This is a genomic window from Alteromonas sp. RKMC-009 (assembly GCF_003584565.2).
GTDB lineage: Bacteria > Pseudomonadota > Gammaproteobacteria > Enterobacterales > Alteromonadaceae > Alteromonas.
The window spans coordinates 1776471-1796155 of sequence record NZ_CP031010.1 but is presented as its reverse complement, the minus strand read 5'-3'; the positions used below and the strand labels follow the sequence as shown (position 1 = coordinate 1796155).

At 48.1% G+C, this 19685-nt stretch carries 15 protein-coding genes and 1 pseudogene; 7 read left to right on the top strand and 9 right to left on the bottom strand.

Going from position 1 to position 19685, the window contains the following annotated elements; all coding sequences use genetic code 11:
• Nucleotides 1-65: 65 nt before the first annotated feature.
• The 5 genes from DS731_RS07875 to DS731_RS07855 all read right to left on the bottom strand — a co-directional run bounded on the left by DS731_RS07875 (nucleotide 66) and on the right by DS731_RS07855 (nucleotide 5181).
• Nucleotides 66-338 (bottom strand): calcium-binding protein, encoded by a 273-nt coding sequence (locus tag DS731_RS07875; protein ID WP_119500806.1) that lies wholly within the window; start codon nucleotides 336-338, stop codon nucleotides 66-68.
• Nucleotides 339-538: 200 nt separating this feature from the next.
• Complete coding sequence (locus DS731_RS07870; RefSeq protein ID WP_119500805.1) at nucleotides 539-2611, bottom strand: putative bifunctional diguanylate cyclase/phosphodiesterase; 2073 nt, start codon at nucleotides 2609-2611, stop codon at nucleotides 539-541.
• 53 nt (nucleotides 2612-2664) lie between these two features.
• The gene (locus DS731_RS07865) at nucleotides 2665-3111 is read right to left on the bottom strand and encodes a tellurite resistance TerB family protein (RefSeq protein ID WP_119500804.1); all 447 of its coding nucleotides are present in this window, start codon (nucleotides 3109-3111) and stop codon (nucleotides 2665-2667) included.
• Between the two features lie 93 nt (nucleotides 3112-3204).
• A complete protein-coding gene (locus DS731_RS07860) occupies nucleotides 3205-4854 on the bottom strand; it encodes an ATP-binding SpoIIE family protein phosphatase (protein WP_119500803.1) in 1650 nt (549 codons plus the stop codon).
• Between the two features lie 21 nt (nucleotides 4855-4875).
• The gene (locus DS731_RS07855; protein WP_119500802.1) at nucleotides 4876-5181 is read right to left on the bottom strand and encodes an STAS domain-containing protein; all 306 of its coding nucleotides are present in this window, start codon (nucleotides 5179-5181) and stop codon (nucleotides 4876-4878) included.
• A 238-nt stretch (nucleotides 5182-5419) separates the two neighbouring features.
• Between DS731_RS07855 and yciH the strand changes: the two genes are divergently transcribed.
• From yciH to DS731_RS07820, 7 genes and pseudogenes are all read left to right on the top strand, one after another.
• Nucleotides 5420-5743: a stress response translation initiation inhibitor YciH gene (gene yciH / locus DS731_RS07850; RefSeq protein WP_119500801.1), complete on the top strand. Its 324-nt coding sequence runs from the start codon at nucleotides 5420-5422 to the stop codon at nucleotides 5741-5743.
• A gap of 56 nt (nucleotides 5744-5799) precedes the next feature.
• On the top strand, nucleotides 5800-6600 hold the full coding sequence (locus DS731_RS07845) for a response regulator (RefSeq protein WP_119500800.1): 801 nt from the start codon (nucleotides 5800-5802) through the stop codon (nucleotides 6598-6600).
• Nucleotides 6601-6856: 256 nt separating this feature from the next.
• Nucleotides 6857-8044, top strand: a complete 1188-nt coding sequence (pheA, locus tag DS731_RS07840) for a prephenate dehydratase (protein WP_119500799.1) — start codon at nucleotides 6857-6859, stop codon at nucleotides 8042-8044.
• Between the two features lie 323 nt (nucleotides 8045-8367).
• A pseudogene (betB, locus tag DS731_RS07835) lies at nucleotides 8368-9830 on the top strand (betaine-aldehyde dehydrogenase).
• A gap of 9 nt (nucleotides 9831-9839) precedes the next feature.
• On the top strand, nucleotides 9840-11543 hold the full coding sequence (betA, locus tag DS731_RS07830; RefSeq protein WP_119500798.1) for a choline dehydrogenase: 1704 nt from the start codon (nucleotides 9840-9842) through the stop codon (nucleotides 11541-11543).
• Nucleotides 11544-11546: 3 nt separating this feature from the next.
• The gene (locus DS731_RS07825) at nucleotides 11547-12764 is read left to right on the top strand and encodes a BCCT family transporter (protein WP_119500797.1); all 1218 of its coding nucleotides are present in this window, start codon (nucleotides 11547-11549) and stop codon (nucleotides 12762-12764) included.
• A 9-nt stretch (nucleotides 12765-12773) separates the two neighbouring features.
• Complete coding sequence (locus DS731_RS07820) at nucleotides 12774-13475, top strand: TorF family putative porin (RefSeq protein ID WP_119500796.1); 702 nt, start codon at nucleotides 12774-12776, stop codon at nucleotides 13473-13475.
• A gap of 105 nt (nucleotides 13476-13580) precedes the next feature.
• Here the strand turns inward: DS731_RS07820 and DS731_RS07815 are convergent, their stop codons facing one another.
• The 4 genes from DS731_RS07815 to DS731_RS07800 form a co-directional block, all read right to left on the bottom strand.
• A complete protein-coding gene (locus DS731_RS07815; RefSeq protein WP_232373511.1) occupies nucleotides 13581-16235 on the bottom strand; it encodes a TonB-dependent receptor plug domain-containing protein in 2655 nt (884 codons plus the stop codon).
• 394 nt (nucleotides 16236-16629) lie between these two features.
• Entirely contained in the window at nucleotides 16630-17775 is a 1146-nt protein-coding gene (gene tyrA, locus DS731_RS07810; RefSeq protein ID WP_119500795.1) for a bifunctional chorismate mutase/prephenate dehydrogenase, read from the bottom strand.
• A gap of 30 nt (nucleotides 17776-17805) precedes the next feature.
• Entirely contained in the window at nucleotides 17806-18897 is a 1092-nt protein-coding gene (locus DS731_RS07805; protein WP_119500794.1) for a 3-deoxy-7-phosphoheptulonate synthase, read from the bottom strand.
• Between the two features lie 236 nt (nucleotides 18898-19133).
• A complete protein-coding gene (locus DS731_RS07800; protein ID WP_119500793.1) occupies nucleotides 19134-19649 on the bottom strand; it encodes a maltose acetyltransferase domain-containing protein in 516 nt (171 codons plus the stop codon).
• Nucleotides 19650-19685: the final 36 nt, after the last annotated feature.

Below are 19685 nucleotides of genomic sequence, written 5' to 3'. Positions count from 1 at the left end.
CGCATACCCCTTTCAATGCCGCAATAGATGATGGCACCAAATACCCTGTGCCATCGTTAAAAAGATTATTTAGCAGATGCACGCATGCTGAGCAGTTCTACTTCCTCGCTGGCTTTCAGTTCGTCAATGCTCAACTGACCGTCTGCATTATCGTCAATGCGACTGAAAAGGCGTAACAAACGGGTATCAGCAACAGCCTCTTTCAGGGAGATATAACCGTCCTGGTCTTCATCCAGTTCAGATAGCCATGCTTCACCGGCATTGGCCTCTGCAACAGCGACAGCCTGAACAGCAATAATGGTAAATAACAATAAAAACACTTTCTCAATTCGCTTCATAACAACCTCCTGTGCTCGCGGGTTGTGAGCGGATGTAAAGGACTGGGACCCGTCCGGTTATACAGAAGCTCACGTTAAACAGGAGTTAGCACAAGTAGTGCCAAAACACTATTAACCAATAAAATCAGTAACTTGCTATTTAACACTACGAATAAGAAGTTGCAGGTGTTGCAAATTATCTACACTGGCGGCGCAAATTTTTATCCCTGCGCCGCATCCGGAGCATTTAATAGATGCAGATAATTCTGGTCGATAGTCAGCAGTTTGGAGAGAGGGACAGGTTTGCTGAACAAGTACCCCTGAACATGATCACAGCCATGCTCAATCAGATACGCCCATTGACCGGGGTGCTCTATACCTTCGGCACATACGGTTAAGGCCAGTCGTTTAGCCAAATCAATGATGGTACCGGTTACCAGACGGGAGCGCTCAGAGGTGTCCAGTTCACGGATAAACTGACGATCAACCTTAAGCGTATCGATGGTGATTTGCGTGAGGTAACTTAACGACGAATAACCGGTACCAAAATCATCCAGAGAAATAGCACAACCGAGATTGCTAAGACGCTTGAAGAACTTATCAGCAAAAGCAAAGTTTTCCAGATAGGCGGATTCGGTGACTTCAAATTCAAAATACTCAGGATTCACCTGATAACGTTCGAATAACCCGTAGATATCGTCGAACAAACCGGTGTGGCGTAAATCGTGGCCGGACAGATTGATTGCGACCTTAAATTTACGGGAGATCAGCATTTGCAGATCGGGCAGTTCCATACATACCCGTTCAATCATCCACTGGGTTATGGCCGATATTTTGCCGCCCTGCTCTGCAATGGGAATAAACTCTGACGGCATCACCAGACCAAATTCAGGGTGCTGCCAGCGTATGAGCGCCTCAAGGCCGATAATTTCACCCTGCTGACTAATTTTGGGCTGATAGTAAACCAGAAATTCATCCTGCCGGATGGCACCGTCAATACTGTTAGCAATAGACATTTTACGCTTGTACGATTCAACCATATCGATGGTGAATAACGTGTAAGTACCGCGACCTTTCGCCTTAGAGCGGTACATGGCAAGGTCAGCATTACTCATTAACTGACTGAGCTCGTACTCCGCATCACTGGCTCTGGCAATCCCCACACTGACACCGACGGTCAACGCCAGACCTCTCAGCATGAAGGGTTCGGTAAATGCGCCGACCAGTTTATCTGCCAGGTTTTTCAGGCTTGCATCCGACACGTCCCTGTCAGGCACAATGATAAATTCATCACCGCCCAGCCGTGCAATCAAATCGCCTTCCCGCAACATGTTCACCACACGGTCTGCCACTTCTATCAGGATCAGATCACCGGTTTCATGTCCCAGTGAATCATTAATCCCCTTAAATCCGTCGAGATCAAAGAAAACCAGTGCCAAATCATCTTTGGTGCGTCTTACACGGGCGAGCTCCAGCCTGAGGTTATCCACCACAAATTGCCGGTTAGGGAGTCCTGTCAGGCTGTCATAATTCGCCAGCCGCATCATTGTTTGTTGCTGTTCCACCAGCGTGTCGTTCTGTTCTTTATTGATGATCAGTTCGACTTCGATTGTATCGAGAAAACTGTTGATACTGGTGCCCAGCCTGGCGACCTCGTGATTGTGTTTATCAGAAAATCGCTTTGAGTAATCTTTGTCTCTGGCGATATCACGGGTAAATTCGATCAGGGCCTGCAGGGGTCTGAGCAATCTGCGGCTTACCAGCAGCGCGACAATCACGGTGAGAAAGATGGTGCCGGCAAGCCAGGGAATGACAGAGAAAAATAATGTCTTCTGCGACTGCGCCAGCAACCCGTTCATATCACTGACAATCACCACTTTGCCAGTCAGATAAGGCTCTTTACCGATATTGGCAACGGCATACATAAGTCCGTCAGCCATCTGAATGCCGGCAGGCAATGTAACAGCAAAGGAGTCACTGGCCAGGTTATTCTGTTTAACCGAAGAGGTAATGAGGTTTTTTCTTAAATCAAATACGAAAGCCGCAGTGACCTGACGGTGCGACAACTGCAGAGCAAGTTCCTTTCGCGCTACTTCGCCATCGATGTCACGGTCACCCTGCGCCGGCTCCAGGCGGGCCGCCACATTCTGCACGAGGGCAGACATCTGCTCCTGCTGCATGGAGGTAACACGGGCTTGCTGCGCGTTCAGCGACACGATGTAGACAACGATTACAGACGCCGCTACGGCTGTAGATATCAGCAACGTCAACGGCAACTTCATGGACCGGAACAAACTAACCTGCCTGATTGTTTACACCAGTCGGACGACTCAGCTATGCAAACTGCTCAACCGGCAGACTGTTCCGTAACGGAAAGCTTTGTTTTAATAAACTGGCTGTGAGGTAAATGTAATAAGTCGGCTATACGTCTGATGGTATGCTCTTCAACAGGAGCAATATTTTTATCGGCATAGGCCACTTCCCATAAGCCCGTTAGAATAGCCTGCTTTTCATCAATATTACACTTTTGATTAATAACATGTGTGAACTGCACCATATCGACCGCTTCTTCTGCCGAAGTCTGACCTTCGTTCATTAATGCGTTCAGCTCATCAGCATCCAGAGAAAACTGCTTTTCCAGCAAGGCGCGGTATGCCTCAAGTTCTCTCGGGTCAGCTTCGCGATCTGCGCGAATAATTTCACTCAGCAATACGGCGGTGGCCAGTTCTACTGTATGGGTTTGCGGTTTATCTGACGGGTTATCCCTGAACAAATCAAGTACGGCTTTTAACATGTGATATTCCGGTTTGGACGTTTAGCTGTTTATACGCGTTTTCAACCAGAATGTTTCACCCCGTGAGATAAGCAATCAAGCGCCGGCGATAAATTACCGGTCTACAGACAACCGTACCTTCAGTGTGTTGCCGCTACCTGAGTAATTCACCTGCTCACAAAGCTCGTTGAGTAGTGTCAGTCCCCGGCCAAAACTGTTGTCTTCACCGGTATTTGCCGGTGCGGTATAATCAAACCCCTCTCCGGAATCGCTGATTGTGATATCCAGTGCTGCATCTTTGGGCAGAAACTGAATTAAAAAACTGACCGAACCTTCCTGCAGTTGTTTAAGTCTGATTTCCCGCGCCTGATAATATTCCAGAAAGCCGTCCGGTGAGGACTTTAATGCAGAGTCCAGTTTCAGAATGCCATGTTCGAGTGCGTTATTAAACATCTCCGAAAGTACAGTGTATAGATCTGATCGCAGCAACGTCATACCGGGTTGTGAATTAATCATTTCGATAAGCGACGGTACGATATGCTGATTTTTAAGCTCTGCCCCGCTGAGAGACAAACTGATGCTGTAAGGCAGCTCGTTGAGGGTAAAATCATTTTTCACTGTTGCCAGTGACTGACAGGTATACAACACAATGGTCATGTCATCGGCCTGTTGCAGGTCGCCCCGGTAATTCACTGCCCTGTCGTGCAAATATTGTGAAGTTACCTTTGCCTGTGCGGAAAACCACTTAATAACGCCCTGTTCGTCAGCCATTTCTCCGGCAGCATTCATCACCTCCATCAGTCCGTCGGTGTAGACCAGTAGCTGGTCTCCCTCTGCCGCTTCGAACACCTCGCAGTCATCTTCAAATTCATCAGACTCGAGGATACCCAAAGCCATATGCCTTGGCGGTAAGGTGCGCACCCGGCGTGTGCCAGCTTCCTTCAGCAATAACTGAGGCATGCCGCCATTCCAGACGGAAAACCGCTTGCCGCTGGCATCGATTTCCACAATGACAGCGGCACAAAACATATCTGCCGGAAGTAAAGATAATAAGGTGGTATTCAGTTTTGCCGCCATTTCCCCGGCAGAGAGACCACGCCTGGCCATAGAACGGAAAGACCGGCTGACAGGCAGCACACCGATAGCAGATGCAAGACCATGACCGGTGAAGTCACCCACCATGAAATACACGCCGCCGGCAGGACTGGCTTCACACAGAAATACATCTCCGTTAAACACCGCCGCCGGTGACAAATCAAAATCGAAGAAAGCGGTGATTTCAGACTTGTTTACAATGGCGTTATTAAAAATATGCTCGACAATGGTATGTTCGCGGTCAACGTTCTGCTGAAAATACCGTAAGGCACGGTTCTGCATTTCAATTTTATTGCTGAGTTGCCGGATTCGCCCGTGAGCACGGATTTTCGCTGCCAGAATCACTTTATCAAAAGGCTTGGCGACAAAATCATCACCACCTACTTCAAGACAACGGGCCAGACTCTCTTTATCATCCAGTGAAGTGATGAAAATCACCGGCAGATAGCTGTCACCATACATTTGCTTCAAATGGGGAGCGACCTCGTATCCGTTCATCTGGGGCATGATCACATCAAGCAAAATGAGATCAGGCTTAAGCCGTGAGGCCATCTCCAGTGCTTCTGCACCATTTTTCGCTTCGTAGCAGTCGGTATACCCCTCCTCTTCCAGCATGTGCAGAAGCAAAAAGCGGTTCAGCGACTCGTCATCGACAATCAGAATTTTCATGGCTTTGAGCCTTTCTGCTTATCAGGAAATGGCAAATTTCTTGTCGAACCGGGAGATAGTTAGGATGCGCCCGACCTGAGGACGACAATGGGTAATTTTGTATTTCAGCGATTTGTCTGCCAGTGTTTTCTGCATGTTGAGCAACATGCCAAGAGCCGAGCTGTCCATGTATTCCGTTTTGCCCAAATCGACTTCTACGGTTTCAACAGTTTGAGGTAGCGACATGTACGCATCTCTGAATTCCTGCACCTTGCCGAAATCAAATTTATCGTCCAGTTCGATTACCCAGGTGACGCCATCATCAGATAAACCAGCTGCAATTGTCATTCATTCTTCCTTTGATTAAATCTTGTTTAAGCGTAGTCCGTTATTAACCGTTTATAAAACATAAACAACGGAAAAAGCCGGAATCCATTGGGATTTCCCTGTAATATTTCTTATCATTACCTTAGCAGGCACACTAACGTACTGAGATGCATGCGGAAATAGCGAAAAGCGCACTGATATTAGACTAAAGACTATATCACCCGTACGGTGCCATACAAACGTAATCAGAGACATACATATGCAAGACTCAAAATTAGTATACAGTACCGACGGTGGACGTATTCAGGAATCGAAACCACAAATGACCCGCTCATCTTCCAAAGATGGTGTGGTCAGAATTCACCGTGAAACAAAAGGACGCAAAGGTAAAGGTGTGTCCGTTATCCACGGTCTGGACCTGGATGCAAAAGCCCTGAAGGCCTTGTGTACCGAGCTGAAGAAGAAATGTGGCTGCGGTGGCGCAGTAAAGGAAGGCCTGATAGAAGTTCAAACTGATGACCGCGAAAAACTGCGGACTTTACTTCAGGACAAACAATTTACCGTTAAACTGGCCGGTGGATAAACCGAATCCTTACTACAATTAGTCTCATTCAATATAGTGACGTCAGGTGAGAAAAAATGGAAAAGCTTTCAATCTCTGACTTGCACATAGTGCTGGTCGAACCTTCAGATACACAACGAAAAATAATTACAAACCTGTTACTCAAGGAAAACGTCAGAGAAATTGACGCTGTCAGCTCAATTAAAGAAGCCCGCGAGGCTATCGAATCTCACAGTGCAGATTTGGTTGTCAGTGCCATGTATTTTGAAGACGGCACCGCCATTGAGTTACTAAAATTCATTAAAAGTCATCAGGAATATGCATCCATTCCTTTCATGCTGGTGTCCAGCGAAAGCCGTACTGTGAAACTGGAAGAATTTAAACAGGCAGGGGTGGCCGCGATTTTGCCCAAGCCTTTCGAACCGATTCACTTGTCCCGTGCCCTGAACGCAAGTTTAGATTTGATTAACCACGATGAGCTTGAACTGGAATTGTTCGACGTGCATGAAGTCCGTGTACTGTTGGTTGATGACAGCCGTCTGGCCCGCAATCATATTCGCCGGGTGCTGGAAGGAATGGGTCTGAAGAAGATCACTGAAGCAGAAAACGGTGCCATGGCCCTGACGCATATCAAAGATGCCGAATTTGATCTGGTAGTGACAGACTACAACATGCCGGAAATGGACGGCCGTGAATTATCTGAATTTATCCGCTTTAACCCGGAGACTGCGCACATCCCGATTATCATGGTGACATCTGAGTCTCAGGATAGTATGCACATGGCTAACATTCAGCAAACCGGGGTTAATGCCCTGTGTGATAAACCCTTCGAACCCACCGAAGTGCGGGCTATGCTGGCGGCACTTTTAGGCGAGTAACCGGTAATGCCCCGGTCCTGCTAGCACAACCGGCCCTAATATTGAAGATGAACGGTGATAACGACCGGTGCAAAACTGTATAAAACTATTGACACTCACCGGTCATCGTCATAAAGTCGGGCATATGAAAACGAATATAAAGCACACTAACGCATTCTTTTTTGGTTTTATCACCTTCATTTGAGGGAGGATGCGCTGTGTGTATAAACCTCCCGCACGGGAGGTTTTTTTTTGCCACGAATACGAGTGTAGAACTATGTCAGAACCCGCTTTAGACGCAATACGAAAACGCATTACCGAACTGGACAGCCAGTTGTTAACCCTGCTGGCCGAGCGGCGTCAGCTGACCAATGAAGTAGCAGAAACAAAAATCCGCCACCACATTCCGGTGAGAGACGTTAAACGGGAAGAACAACTGCTTATCCGTTTAATCAAAGAAGGCCGGAATGCTGGCCTGGATCCCCACTACGTCACCCAAATTTTTCACGTTATCATTGAAGACAGTGTACTGAATCAGCAAGCCATGCTGGCCGAGCGGGCAAATCCCGGCAGCAGCCTGCCGCTTAACCGTGTCGCTTTTCTGGGTGATAAAGGGTCTTACAGCTATCTGGCAACACAAAAATATTTCTCCCGCCGGCCCGGTGAACTGATGGAAATGGGCTGCCAGAGCTTTGCTGAAATTGTTCAGAAAGTAGAAAGTAATGAAGCTGATTACGCCGTACTGCCCATTGAAAACACCAGCTCAGGCAGCATCAATGAAGTTTATGACCAGCTGCAACACACTCACCTGAGTATCATTGGTGAACTTACCCACCCTGTCCGCCACAGCTTACTGGTAGCTAAAGACACCAGTCTCAGCAAAATTAAAACCTTGTATGCCCACCCTCAGGTATTTACTCAGTGCAGCCATTTCCTCGCGGAACTGGGCAATGTCGAAGTGAAAACCATGGATGCCACCTCTTCAGCGATGCTGACTGTCAGTGAGTTACAACGTGACGATGTGGCCGCTATCGGCAGTGAAGCCGGCGGAAACCTTTACGGATTAATGGCTATTAAGTCTAATCTGGCAAATCAGAAAGAGAACCACAGCCGCTTCTTTGTTGTATCCAGAGATCCGGTAAAAGTACCGCTACAGGTTCCGGCTAAGACCACGATTATTATGTCTACTGTACAGAAGCCGGGGGCTCTCGTTGAAGCTCTGACGGTGCTCAAAGACAACCAGCTTAATATGACCAAACTGGAATCACGGCCGATCACGGGTAATCCCTGGGAAGAAATGTTTTACATCGACTTCGAAGGAAATCTGGAAGACGGGCCGGTACAAAATGCCATTGAGAGCCTGAAAAAGATGACCCGCTACCTGAAGGTGCTGGGTTGTTACCCCACTGAAGAAGTCAGTCCGACAAAAGTAGCCGCCGCCAGCGCGCTCATCGACAGCGAGTAATCGCCAGCCTTTAAATCAGCCCCGTGCAGGGGCTGATTTGCCTTTTCCTCTCATTTCTGCGACCATGCGCCGCGATTTTTACTGCGTTTTTTTCTGCTGAAGTTCAGCATGCTATCTATTTGATACAGAAAGCTTTCAAATTCACTAAATAATAATTAAGCGTCATCACACCCGTTTGACTTCAAACGAAAGTGAGCCAAAACACCCTCTCAGAAAGTATATAACGCGATTTCGAATTGAATGATACCTGCACTGCGGGGGTATTTTGCTACCCGTATTTTGGCCGGTGTCATGGTCATTTTTAATTTTTACTGAGGTATCTAATGTCTGAAAAAAGACTTCTGAATTTTATCCACGGCAAACCTGTCAGTAACCAGTCCGGGGAAACCTTCTCTGTTACTAACCCGGCCACCGGAGAAGTCATTTACGATGTTGAAGTTGCTGATGACTCAGTGCGTCAGGCAGCAATAGAGAGTGCCAGAGAAGGTTTTAAGCAGTGGTCCTCTATGACTGCAATGGCACGTTCGCGAATACTGCTTAAAGCCGTCGCTATTCTGCGTGAGCGCAACGACGAACTGGCCCGTTATGAAGTACTGGATACCGGAAAACCCATTCAGGAAGCAGATTGCGTGGATGTGGTCACCGGTGCTGATGCTATCGAATACTTCGCCAATCTGGCCCCTGTTCAGGTTGGTCAGCAACAGGATCTGGGCGGGGATTTCTACTACACCCGTAAAGAGCCTCTGGGCATTTGTGCTGGGATTGGTGCATGGAATTATCCTATCCAGATCGCCTGCTGGAAATCGGCTCCGGCACTGGCCGCCGGAAATGCCATGCTGTTCAAGCCATCAGAAGAAACGCCCCGGGGAGCGGTTGAGCTGGCTAAAGTCTACATTGAAGCCGGCGTGCCGGCCGGTGTGTTTAATGTGGTTCATGGTGACGGCGACACAGGTAACTGGCTGACCACTCACCCGGACATTGAAAAAGTGTCGTTTACCGGCGAAGTAGGCACAGGCCGTAAAGTAATGGAAGCCGCTGCCGCCAATTTAAAAGACGTCACCATGGAGTTAGGTGGCAAATCCCCCTTATCGTTTTTGACGATGCCGATATTTCTCAGGCTGTGAGTGCAGCCATGCTTGGGAATTTCTACACCCAGGGCGAAGTATGCACGAACTGCACACGGGTATTTGTTCATGAAAGTGTTTATGACGCTTTTGTCAGTGAACTGAAAACCCGCACGGAAAACAATATCAAAGCCGGCGATCCGATGAACCCGGACGTCAATTTCGGTGCCCTGATTTCGAAAAAACATCAGGATCTTGTGATGGGATACATCGAAAAAGGCAAAGCTGAAGGCGCAACATTACTCACCGGTGGCACGACGTTGCAACCGGACGATGCTCCCAACGGCTATTTCGTGGCACCAACCATTTTCACAGACTGTTCGGACGACATGACTATCTGCAGGGAAGAAATCTTCGGCCCTGTCATGAGTATTCTGACTTTTAAAGATGAAGAAGAAGTGATAAGCCGTGCTAATAACACCCCTCTGGGCCTGGCAGCAGGCATCATGACCAAAGATGTTCAGCGGGCTCACCGTGTCATCCACCAGCTGAAAGCCGGAATTTGCTGGGTCAATAACTACGGCGCTTCTCCTGCTGAAATGCCTGTGGGCGGCTACAAGCTATCCGGCATCGGCCGTGAGAACGGTATCGAAACCCTTGATCAGTATACCCAGACAAAATCGGTATACATGGGCATGACACCACTTGAAGCACCGTTTTAAGGAGTCACGATGAAACAGTATGACTACATTATCATCGGTGCGGGCTCTGCAGGCTGTGTGCTGGCAAACCGTTTGTCTGCCAATAAGCAGCATAAGGTTTTACTGGTAGAAACCGGCGGCAGTGACAAAAGCATTTTCATTCAGATGCCCACTGCCCTGTCGATTCCGATGAATACCGACAAATACGCCTGGCAGTTTCACACGGAACCGGAGCCTTATCTTGATGACCGTGAAATGCACTGCCCGAGAGGAAAGGTCCTGGGCGGCTCATCATCAATAAACGGTATGGTGTACGTAAGGGGCCATGCCCGTGACTTTGACGAATGGGCAGAGCACGGTGCTGAGCAATGGGATTATCAACATTGTCTGCCTTATTTTAAACGTGCAGAAGACTGGTACGAAGGTGCCAACGCCTACCGCGGAGAAGACGGCCCGCTGGGAACAAATAACGGCAACCAGATGCAGAATCCCCTTTATACCGCTTTCATTGAAGCGGGCAAACAGGCGGGTTATGCAGAAACGCTCGATTACAACGGCGCGCAGCAGGAAGGTTTTGGCCCGATGCACATGACCGTGAAAGGCGGAAAGCGCTGCTCTGCTGCAAGGGCTTATCTGCATCCGGTTAAGCACCGCGACAACCTGACTGTTGTGACCCGCGCGACTGTTGAAAAAGTCCTGCTTGAAGACAAGGTCGCAAAAGGTATTCAGTTCACCGGCAAAGACGGCACTGAAAAAGCGTTTGCAAGCAAGGCTGTTATTCTCAGTGCCGGTTCAATCGGATCTCCTCATTTGTTGCAACTATCCGGTATCGGTAACCGCGAAGTACTCGAAAAAGCCGGTATTGATTGTCAGCATCACTTACCCGGTGTGGGAGAAAACTTGCAGGACCATCTGGAGTTTTATTTCCAGTTCTACTGCAAAGAACCAGTCACACTGAACAGCAAACTGGACTGGTTTTCAAAAGGCCTGATCGGAGCCCGCTGGCTGCTGTTTAAAGATGGCCTCGGTGCCACCAATCACTTTGAGTCCTGCGGCTTTATCCGCTCGAAAGAAGGTGTGGAATGGCCTGATCTGCAATATCACTTTTTACCCGCCGCTATGCGTTACGATGGGAAAAGTGCAGTAAAAGGTGACGGCTTCCAGGTGCACATTGGCCACAACAAACCAAAGAGCCGTGGGTTCGTGCATGTAAAGTCAGCAGATCCTTCACAGGCTCCGGCAATACAGTTCAACTATCTGCAACATCAGGATGACATAGAAGGCTTCCGTGCCTGCGTCAGGCTGACCCGTGAAATCATCAATCAGCCTGCCTTTGATAAGTACCGCGGCGAAGAAATCCAGCCCGGCAAGCAGGTACAGACTGATGAGGAAATCGACGCATTTGTCCGCCGGGCGGTGGAAAGTGCCTACCACCCCTCCTGCTCATGCAAAATGGGTGAAGATAATATGGCCGTCGTCGACTCACAAACCCGGGTACACGGTATCGCTAATCTGCACGTGGTTGACTCGTCCATCTTCCCCACCATTCCTAACGGCAACCTGAATGCTCCGACCATCATGGTGGCTGAGCGGGCTGCCGATCTGATCCTGGGTAATGAACCATTGGCTTCAGAGAACCGTGATGTGCTGGGCGATCTTAAGTGGAAGCAACGTCAACGCAGCAGAGATATGGGTGTAATGGGCGTTGAATCGCCGGTGAACAATCAGGAGTAACCTATGAATTTATGGTTAAGCGCCGGTATCGCGCTAACCCTTATCGCCATTGTTTTCATTTTGTGGAAATGGGGCAACTTAACCATGATCGGTGTGACGCCGGTGAAAACACTGACCTTCATTTCCATTCTGTTTACTTCAGGACTGGATGTAGGACTGATCATGTTTCCATTGACGGAGTTCAGTACCTATGCCGATACCCCGGCAAACCCGGAGTATGCCTTTACCAACCCACTCGCCATTGAGTTCGGGTTTTGGGGCTTCTTTATCTGGGCCTTTTACTTTGTTACCTGTTTTTACTTCTGTGTCATCGAGCCTAAAGTAAAATTCTTTGAAATCAGCTGGGTAAAGTTCATCAATAATGTGGTGATCATCGGTACCTGTGCATTTACAGCGTTCCTGCTACTTAAAAACCTGCCATGGTATTTACCGTCCCTCGGAGATGGCGAGTCCATAGTACCTGTGTTTTATCTTATCGTATTCGCAGCCATCGCTTTTTCGGTGTACAGCAGTACAGATATTAAATACGTCAGAATTTTAAGTGTTTCTACAACCTGGCTGTTTATCTCGCTCATTGCATTCATGTGGGGCGGTGCTTTCTTGTGGGGTAAAAGTGACATTTCGGAATACTTCGCTGCCACGTCCTTGCTGGGCGGCTATTTCGCCAATATTGAGCACTTCCTGTTCCCGCTGAATAACTATCACGCATTTTATCTTTTCTGGTGGTTTGCCTGGAGCATCATGATTGGTCAGTTTACTTCCCGCTTCGTCGGCGGCTTAAAAACCTGGCAGGTGCTGTCAGCGATGTTGATCTTCCCCTCGATCCCCATCGCACTGTGGTTTGGTGTGCTGTATCACTATCACGAGGCAGGTTTGGATACCACCGGGATCCGCAACATCGCCATGGTGTTTGTAGGCATTGTGTTTGTGATCAACTCGCTGGATTCCCTCATTCGTCTGTATACCGACAACCTGAACCTGTCGTCAGGACGACTGGGTAAGTGGAAATACTTTTTCCTGAACTTCATCGCACTGGCAGCACTGACCATGCTGTTCAAAATCGACTTCCTGAAAATTCAGTGGGTCGGCGCCCTGGTGATTGCCCTGTTCTATTGCTGTCTGGGCTACATTCTGTACAAGAAATTCACACCGGTCAGAAAAATAGACAGCTCACCGAAAGAAAATGAACTCGATTTTGAAAAAATCGAAACCATGCAGTAAGGAGAATATATGCAGTTTACATATTCAAAAATGGTAGCGATTTGCTCACTTGCCGTTGCACCGGCCGCGCTGGCGGACTGGTCAGCGACGGTAACCGGCGCCTCTGATTACATGTTTAACGGAGTAAGTCAGACGCAGAATAGTCCGGCCCTTCAGGGCAGTATCGACTATGCAGCTGACAACGGCTGGTATGCTGGCAGCTGGACGTCCAATGTGGATTACGGCGATGCAGCAAACCGCGAACTGGATTTTTACACTGGTTATTATCAGTCACTGAATGAATCAACAGATGCTGATTTCGGTATTGCTTACTACAGCTATTATGGCAGCTCTGCAGCCAGCGAATATAACTACCCGGAGATGTACGGAAAACTGATTTTTACCCACCGTCTGGGTATAACAGAAACCACACTGTGGTATTCGTGGGATTATTTCGGTACCGGCGCAGATCATGTCATCGGGAAAGTCGCCCATACGTTCAGTATTGCAGACAACCATGCGATACAGCTGACGGTAGATAACTCTCATTCACTGGATGAAGATAAATATCAGTGGGATACCGGCGACAGCAGTTATGTGCATTATAAAGTGGCGTATCAGACACAGTTTCATGGTTTTGACATTGAGATTGCAGCGGAGGATACAACATTGAGTTACGACACGGCGGATGCAAGATTATTTGCCAGTGTCAGCCGCACATTCAGCTTTTAACTAAAAAAAAGCGCAACACGGTACCAGGGAGACGACCGGTTGCGCAGTTCAATCAGAGTAAAGCAAGCATGTTTGAGGACTTGCTTTACTCATATTGCACAAAGCTTAGAAGCGTGCAGTGATGCGGGCGTGTAAATAACGGCCCAGCACGTCGTAAACTTCCGGTACTGTGTTCATATCGTTGTACGAATACAGGTACGGAGGTGTTTTATCAAACAGGTTGTCAATACCGGCAGACACTGACCACTGATCATTGATGTAGTATTCACCTGAAACATCGTGGTACACCACAGTACCCACATCAGTCATCAGACCGTACGATTCCAGATAGTAATCGTCTGTCATGCCACCGATGTAACGCATCTTCCAGCGCAGCTTCCAGTCATCAGTACCGGCTTTAATCGCAAAGTTAGACTTCCACTCTGCAAATCCACCGTTGTTACCGTCGATTTTACCCGTGTATTCCACATTGTCTTCGGTGTACTCAAGCAGACGGGTGGTATCCCAGTTAACGTTCCAGTTGAGACCCAGTGCGTCGAAGTTATAGGTCACATTGGCATCAACACCACGGGTTTTCAGGGTACCCACGTTAGTCAGCGGTGATTCCATGTAATCAATGTTACCGGTGATATCGTCACGGACGATGCTCAGTACACTACAAGCTTCTTCATCCCCACCGTAACAGCTGTCCAGATAAGACTGTGTATCGATACGGGAAATAGCGTTGCTCAATTCAATGGTGAAATAATCCAGTGTCATTGATAAGCCTTCCACAAAAGACGGGCTGTACACCACACCTAATGTATAAGTATCAGCCTCTTCCGGGCTCAGGTTATCAATGGTCACATAGGTATTTTCAATCTGAGAATCCGTGTACGCATAAGAGGTGTTACCAATCTGCGCATTACAGGCCTGATATACGTTTGACGCAGTATCCAGGCTGCCGTAGCCTGAGCACGGATCAACCAGGTAATCGAAAGAACCCACATTACCGCCGTACAGTTCATCTACGGTGGGTGCACGGAATGCAGTAGACGCCACACCACGGAACATCAGATCTTCGTTTACACGCCAGGTCAGACCCAGCTTCCAGGTGATATCAGAATCAAACGTGCTGTAATCAAACCAGCGGATAGCGGCATCAAGAGACAGCTCTTCTGCTCCGGGGACGTCAGCCAGTAAAGGCACAGCAAATTCTGCGTAAACTTGCGTGGTGTCGTAGCCACCGGATGTAGGATCCTGCGCCGAGGCGCTGCCATCACCTGCAACAGTTACCGCATCAGGCTGATACCAGCCTTTCTCTTTACGGTATTCCGCACCACCGGCAAAGCCGACGAAACCGGCCGGCAGCTCAAAAAGTTCTCCCGACAGGTTTACATTCCAGGAAGTAAACTGGTTACCACCGGACGCCTGGTCGGTATAAGTGATGTAATCCAGAGTTTCCTGAGTAATATTGCCTTCAGTGGCGAACCAGTCCTGACAAGGAATCGTGACATCGTCACACACATCAGTGTCCATGGTCTGATAAATTTTAGTCAGGTTGATGTAATTGGAAGAACGGTCTGTCGCATCGTTACGGCCGTAGGTGTAAGACACATCCCAGTCAAAACCGTTACCGATATCCAGATAGCCCTGGAATCCGACGACTGAACGGATGGTATCTGTGGTCTGATCGAAAACCCGGTCACCCACTTCTGTCATACGACGACGCATGGAGGTTGCGACACCGAAAGGGTTACCTGTAGCATCAGCGGTCAGGGTTGCACTGATCGGAGAAGGTGCCATTTGCTGCGTGGATGTACGCTTGGTATACAAAAATTCCATGTATGCCTGTGCATCATCAGTCAGGTTGTAATTACCGTTCGCGAATAAGCCGATACGTTCCTGCGGCGTGTACAGATAAGAACGCTCAGAGTAGTTGTAAGGCGTGTATCCTTCAGAGAAGTTCTTATCACTGTCCAGTGTTCCCCAGCCGTCGCCGGCATTGTATGCACCACCCGGTACATAGGAACTGCCTGACTGGCAGTTACCTTCTGCATCATAATCGTTGTCAGGACAGGCAGAGAAACCACGATCACCCTGCATAGCAGAGCCACGGTCAACATAACTGATACCCAGAACGATATTGCCTTTATCACCGCCGGCACCGGTTACAATACTGATGTTACCTGTGTTGGCATCACCCTCATCACTGCCTGCATAACCGACATCAATCTGAAAACCTTCAAAGTCGTCTTTTGTAATGATGTTAACCACACCGGCAACAGCGTCTGAGCCGTATACCGCAGAAGCACCGTCTTTCAGTACTTCAATTCGCTTAATTGCCGCCAGCGGGATAGTGTTAAGGTCAACTGAAGAGTCTGCGCCGGTGCCGGAGTTTACCATTCTGCGGCCATTAACCAGTACCAGTGTACGGTTGGCGCCTAAACCACGCAGGTTAATGCGGGCAGCACCCACACCGCCGTTGTTTGATGCGGCACCTGTTGCCATACCACTGGCAGCAGGACTTTGTTGTAAAACCTGTTCAACCGACGTGTAGCTGCCTAAAGAAATGTCTTCAGCGCTGATGATTGCAACGGGACTGGCCGTTTCCATGTCGGTACGCTTAATGCGTGAGCCGGTAACCTGCACTTTTTCAACCTGCTGTTCAGCTGTGGCTGTATCCTGTGCGAAGGCGTGTGTTGTCGTTAGAAGGGTTGAAGCTGCTCCCATTGCAAATGCAATTTTAATCGATTGGGCGATTTTAGGATTGATGTTCACTTTTTAGTTCCCCTGAACTATTTGCATTATCTGAAATCAGACAATTACGAAGTTCTGATTATTGATGGTTATATTTGTGCGACTGAAATCGCGGCGGGGAATAAATCATAATCCAGCTGTGTAAATCAATTTACAAAAGGGGAAATAGCGACAAAAATTCCATTTTTTACTTTTAATTACATTTTAAAGACAGTGGATGAATAAGTTTTACGCATATCAGTAAAACCTAAATAAAGTCCAACTAAACAGTCACTTTATTGATAGTGAACACTAACCTTAAATTAATTATGAAATGACCTTTTAATTCGACGAATTTGAGTTAAATATCATACAAAACAAAAAAGGCAGACAAACGTCCACCTTTCTCTATTAATTAAATATCAAATAAAGATAATTAATTTTTTCTCAACATCTCATCATCGTCGGCTTTTAATAAAAGCTGTTTACTGTCGACAAGACATTTTTTCGCGTAATCTCCGAACCAGCTGCCAATACGGTCAAACTCATCGATAAATGCCTGTTTATCGCCTTTTTCTAATAGCGATAATGCTTGTCCGAAACGCTCATGAAAACGCTTCAGCAACGCAAAGTTATCAGGATTATTGAAGATTATGTCTGCGTAGAGTTGCGGCGACTGAGCGAACAGGCGGCCTACCATTGCCAGTTCAAGACGATAAATCGGTGAGCTGAATACTGTCAGAGTTTCCAGATCAGGATTTTCACCCTGCAAATGGGCGCCGTAAACAAATGTATTGAAGTGGCGCATTACCTGAATAAAGGCCATAGCCCGGTCGTGCTCTTCTGCCGTGCTGTGATGAACAGTGGCACCCCAGGTGCGCATTTGCTCAATCAACCACTGATAGCTGGCTTCTCCCCTGCCATCGCATACCACCACAACCTGCTTTATCATACCGGGCGCATCGGGTCCGAACATGGGGTGTAAACCCACCACCGGGCCTTTGTGGCACGCCAGCATAGTGGTCAGAGGCTTCACTTTGATACTGGTGATGTCAGCCAGAACACAATGCTCAGGTAATGCATCCAGTTGTTTAATCACCGCTTCAGTCAGTGTAATAGGTACGGCAACAATCACCAGATCTGCCCGCGCAAAAAGCTGTTCCGTTTCCGTTTTTGACCAGTCGTCTTTTTCTACCACTGCCACCGGATAACCGGACTTTTCAAACAGACTGACGATGACTTTACCCAGCGCACCGGCACCACCGACAATAACAACTTGCTGAATATCAGGATTAATACAGCGGTAGCGGTTATTCTGGGTGTGATAAGACTCACGCATGATCCTGCGCAGTAAATCTTCGGTTAAATCAGGCGATACACCGGCGGCTTCTGCATCGGCACGTCTTGAGGCAATGAGTTCTTTTTCCCGCTCGGGCACATACACAGGCATGCCTGTTTCAGCTTTGATTTGACCAACCTGAGTGGTCAGTTTTGCCCGCCGGGATAATAAAGAAACGAGCTCAGCATCGAGCTCGTCAATACCTGACCGCAGCGCGGCCAGTTTACTGGAATGATCCGTCATGTTGCGACTCTGAAGAGAGGCGCTGCAGCTTCAGGCTACAGCAGACCGTTTATTTTGGCGCAATGGTAACACAGTTATCAGCTTATCTCTGGTTTGGGTAATAAGCGTATCTGTGGTTTCCCAGTCTATACAACCGTCAGTGATTGACACACCATACTCCAGCTCGTCAACAGGCACACCATCACCTTTCTGGTTACCGGCATTAATATGACTTTCAAGCATGATACCGATAATCGACTGGTTACCTTCCAGGATCTGGTTAACCACGTTCTGTGCAACCAGTGGCTGACGACGGTAATCTTTGGAGGAGTTAGCATGACTGCAATCCACCATCAGTCCGGCAGTCAGACCGGCTTTTTCCAAATCAACTTCGCAGTCAGATACACAAACGGAGTCGTAGTTTGGCTGTTTACCACCACGCAAAATGATATGGCCATCAGGGTTACCACTGGTAGAAATCACCGCTACCTGTCCCTGCTTATTAATACCCATAAAGCTGTGACCCGAAGCAGCTGATTTCAATGCATTCACTGCAATATCCAGACTGCCGTCTGTACCGTTTTTGAATCCGACAGGCATAGACAGACCTGATGCCATTTCACGGTGGGTCTGAGACTCAGAAGTACGGGCACCGATAGCGCTCCAACTGAACAGCTCTGCCAGATATTGCGGGCTGATTGGATCCAGCGCTTCTGTCGCAACAGGGATTTCCAGCTCTGCTAACCAGATCAGTAATTCACGGGCTTTACGCAGGCCGGTTTCAATATCAAACGTACCGTCCAGATGCGGGTCATTTATCAGCCCTTTCCAACCTGTGGTTGTACGTGGTTTTTCAAAATACACCCGCATAACGATGAACAGGGTATCTTTGCACGACTCATGAAGTTCTTTCAGGCGCAGCGCATAATCTTTTGCTGCGTCGATGTCGTGAATGGAACAGGGACCACAGATCACCAGTAAACGGTGGTCACGGCCATGAATAATATCGGAAATAATTTTTCTGGATTCAGAGATAGCCGAAAGGGCTTTATCAGAAACCGGCAATTCTTTAGCTAAATCATCCGGAGTGATCAGTACCTGTTCAGCACTGACGTGTACGTTGTTAACGGTGTCCTTGATCATGAGACTCTCTTCATAAAATAAAATTGGTTGGCCTGCCTGCAGTGACCTTTTGCAAAATTGCCGCCGGCGCTACACGGTATTTTAACTGCCCGCTCACGATGTAAATCTAAGTTTACAGAATATAAAAATCTTTATTGGCGTAGCTCGTTGACTTTTTATCAATTTTTGATAAAGGCCGCAACCACCACCGGAGACTTTTTTGACACCACGCCGGCAAAATCGTTCTAAAGACCAGGTCATCGCCTGCCTGCGACTGCGCCGTCGGGGATGACTGTATTGTCTTTTATTACGGTGCCCGGCAGAATTGTTACGCCATTTCCGATAGTTACATTACTCCCTATCACCACTGGACGTGCCCGTTGCCATCCGGCAAGTCGTTTTTGGGGATCTTTATGATGCTCAACGGTGGCAATAACCACATTATCTCCGGCCATTACATTATCGCCGGTTTCCACAGAAGCGCCATCGAGAATGGTTAAATAACAACCAGCGGTAAACACACCCCTGCAAACAATTTGAAATCCGTAATCACAATTAAAGTGACGGCCTGTCTGTAAGCCCGTGGCACCGGGAATAAGTTGACTGAGTACCTGTGATTTTTCCGTTCCTGAGAGAACGTCAGCCTGATGACACAGCTTTTTTGCCTGCGCCCTGGCTTGCCTGAGGCCGGCATCATTAGTGAGATACCATTCCCCTGCCAGCATGTTCAGAAATTCAGGATTGTGCTGTAAAAGTGAAGTGCCGTTTTCCATTCAGAAATGCCTGTAAAGATGGGGAAGAGAAAGCCT

What these genes read in the sequence shown, in the direction of transcription:
- DS731_RS07875 (WP_119500806.1), bottom strand. Translation starts at nt 338, where the DNA reads ATGAAGCGAATTGAGAAAGTGTTTTTATTGTTATTTACCATTATTGCT.
- DS731_RS07865 (WP_119500804.1), bottom strand. Translation starts at nt 3,111, where the DNA reads ATGTTAAAAGCCGTACTTGATTTGTTCAGGGATAACCCGTCAGATAAA.
- DS731_RS07860 (WP_119500803.1), bottom strand. Translation starts at nt 4,854, where the DNA reads ATGAAAATTCTGATTGTCGATGACGAGTCGCTGAACCGCTTTTTGCTT.
- DS731_RS07855 (WP_119500802.1), bottom strand. Translation starts at nt 5,181, where the DNA reads ATGACAATTGCAGCTGGTTTATCTGATGATGGCGTCACCTGGGTAATC.
- yciH (WP_119500801.1), top strand. Translation starts at nt 5,420, where the DNA reads ATGCAAGACTCAAAATTAGTATACAGTACCGACGGTGGACGTATTCAG.
- DS731_RS07845 (WP_119500800.1), top strand. Translation starts at nt 5,800, where the DNA reads ATGGAAAAGCTTTCAATCTCTGACTTGCACATAGTGCTGGTCGAACCT.
- pheA (WP_119500799.1), top strand. Translation starts at nt 6,857, where the DNA reads ATGTCAGAACCCGCTTTAGACGCAATACGAAAACGCATTACCGAACTG.
- betA (WP_119500798.1), top strand. Translation starts at nt 9,840, where the DNA reads ATGAAACAGTATGACTACATTATCATCGGTGCGGGCTCTGCAGGCTGT.
- DS731_RS07825 (WP_119500797.1), top strand. Translation starts at nt 11,547, where the DNA reads ATGAATTTATGGTTAAGCGCCGGTATCGCGCTAACCCTTATCGCCATT.
- DS731_RS07820 (WP_119500796.1), top strand. Translation starts at nt 12,774, where the DNA reads ATGCAGTTTACATATTCAAAAATGGTAGCGATTTGCTCACTTGCCGTT.
- tyrA (WP_119500795.1), bottom strand. Translation starts at nt 17,775, where the DNA reads ATGACGGATCATTCCAGTAAACTGGCCGCGCTGCGGTCAGGTATTGAC.
- DS731_RS07805 (WP_119500794.1), bottom strand. Translation starts at nt 18,897, where the DNA reads ATGATCAAGGACACCGTTAACAACGTACACGTCAGTGCTGAACAGGTA.
- DS731_RS07800 (WP_119500793.1), bottom strand. Translation starts at nt 19,649, where the DNA reads ATGGAAAACGGCACTTCACTTTTACAGCACAATCCTGAATTTCTGAAC.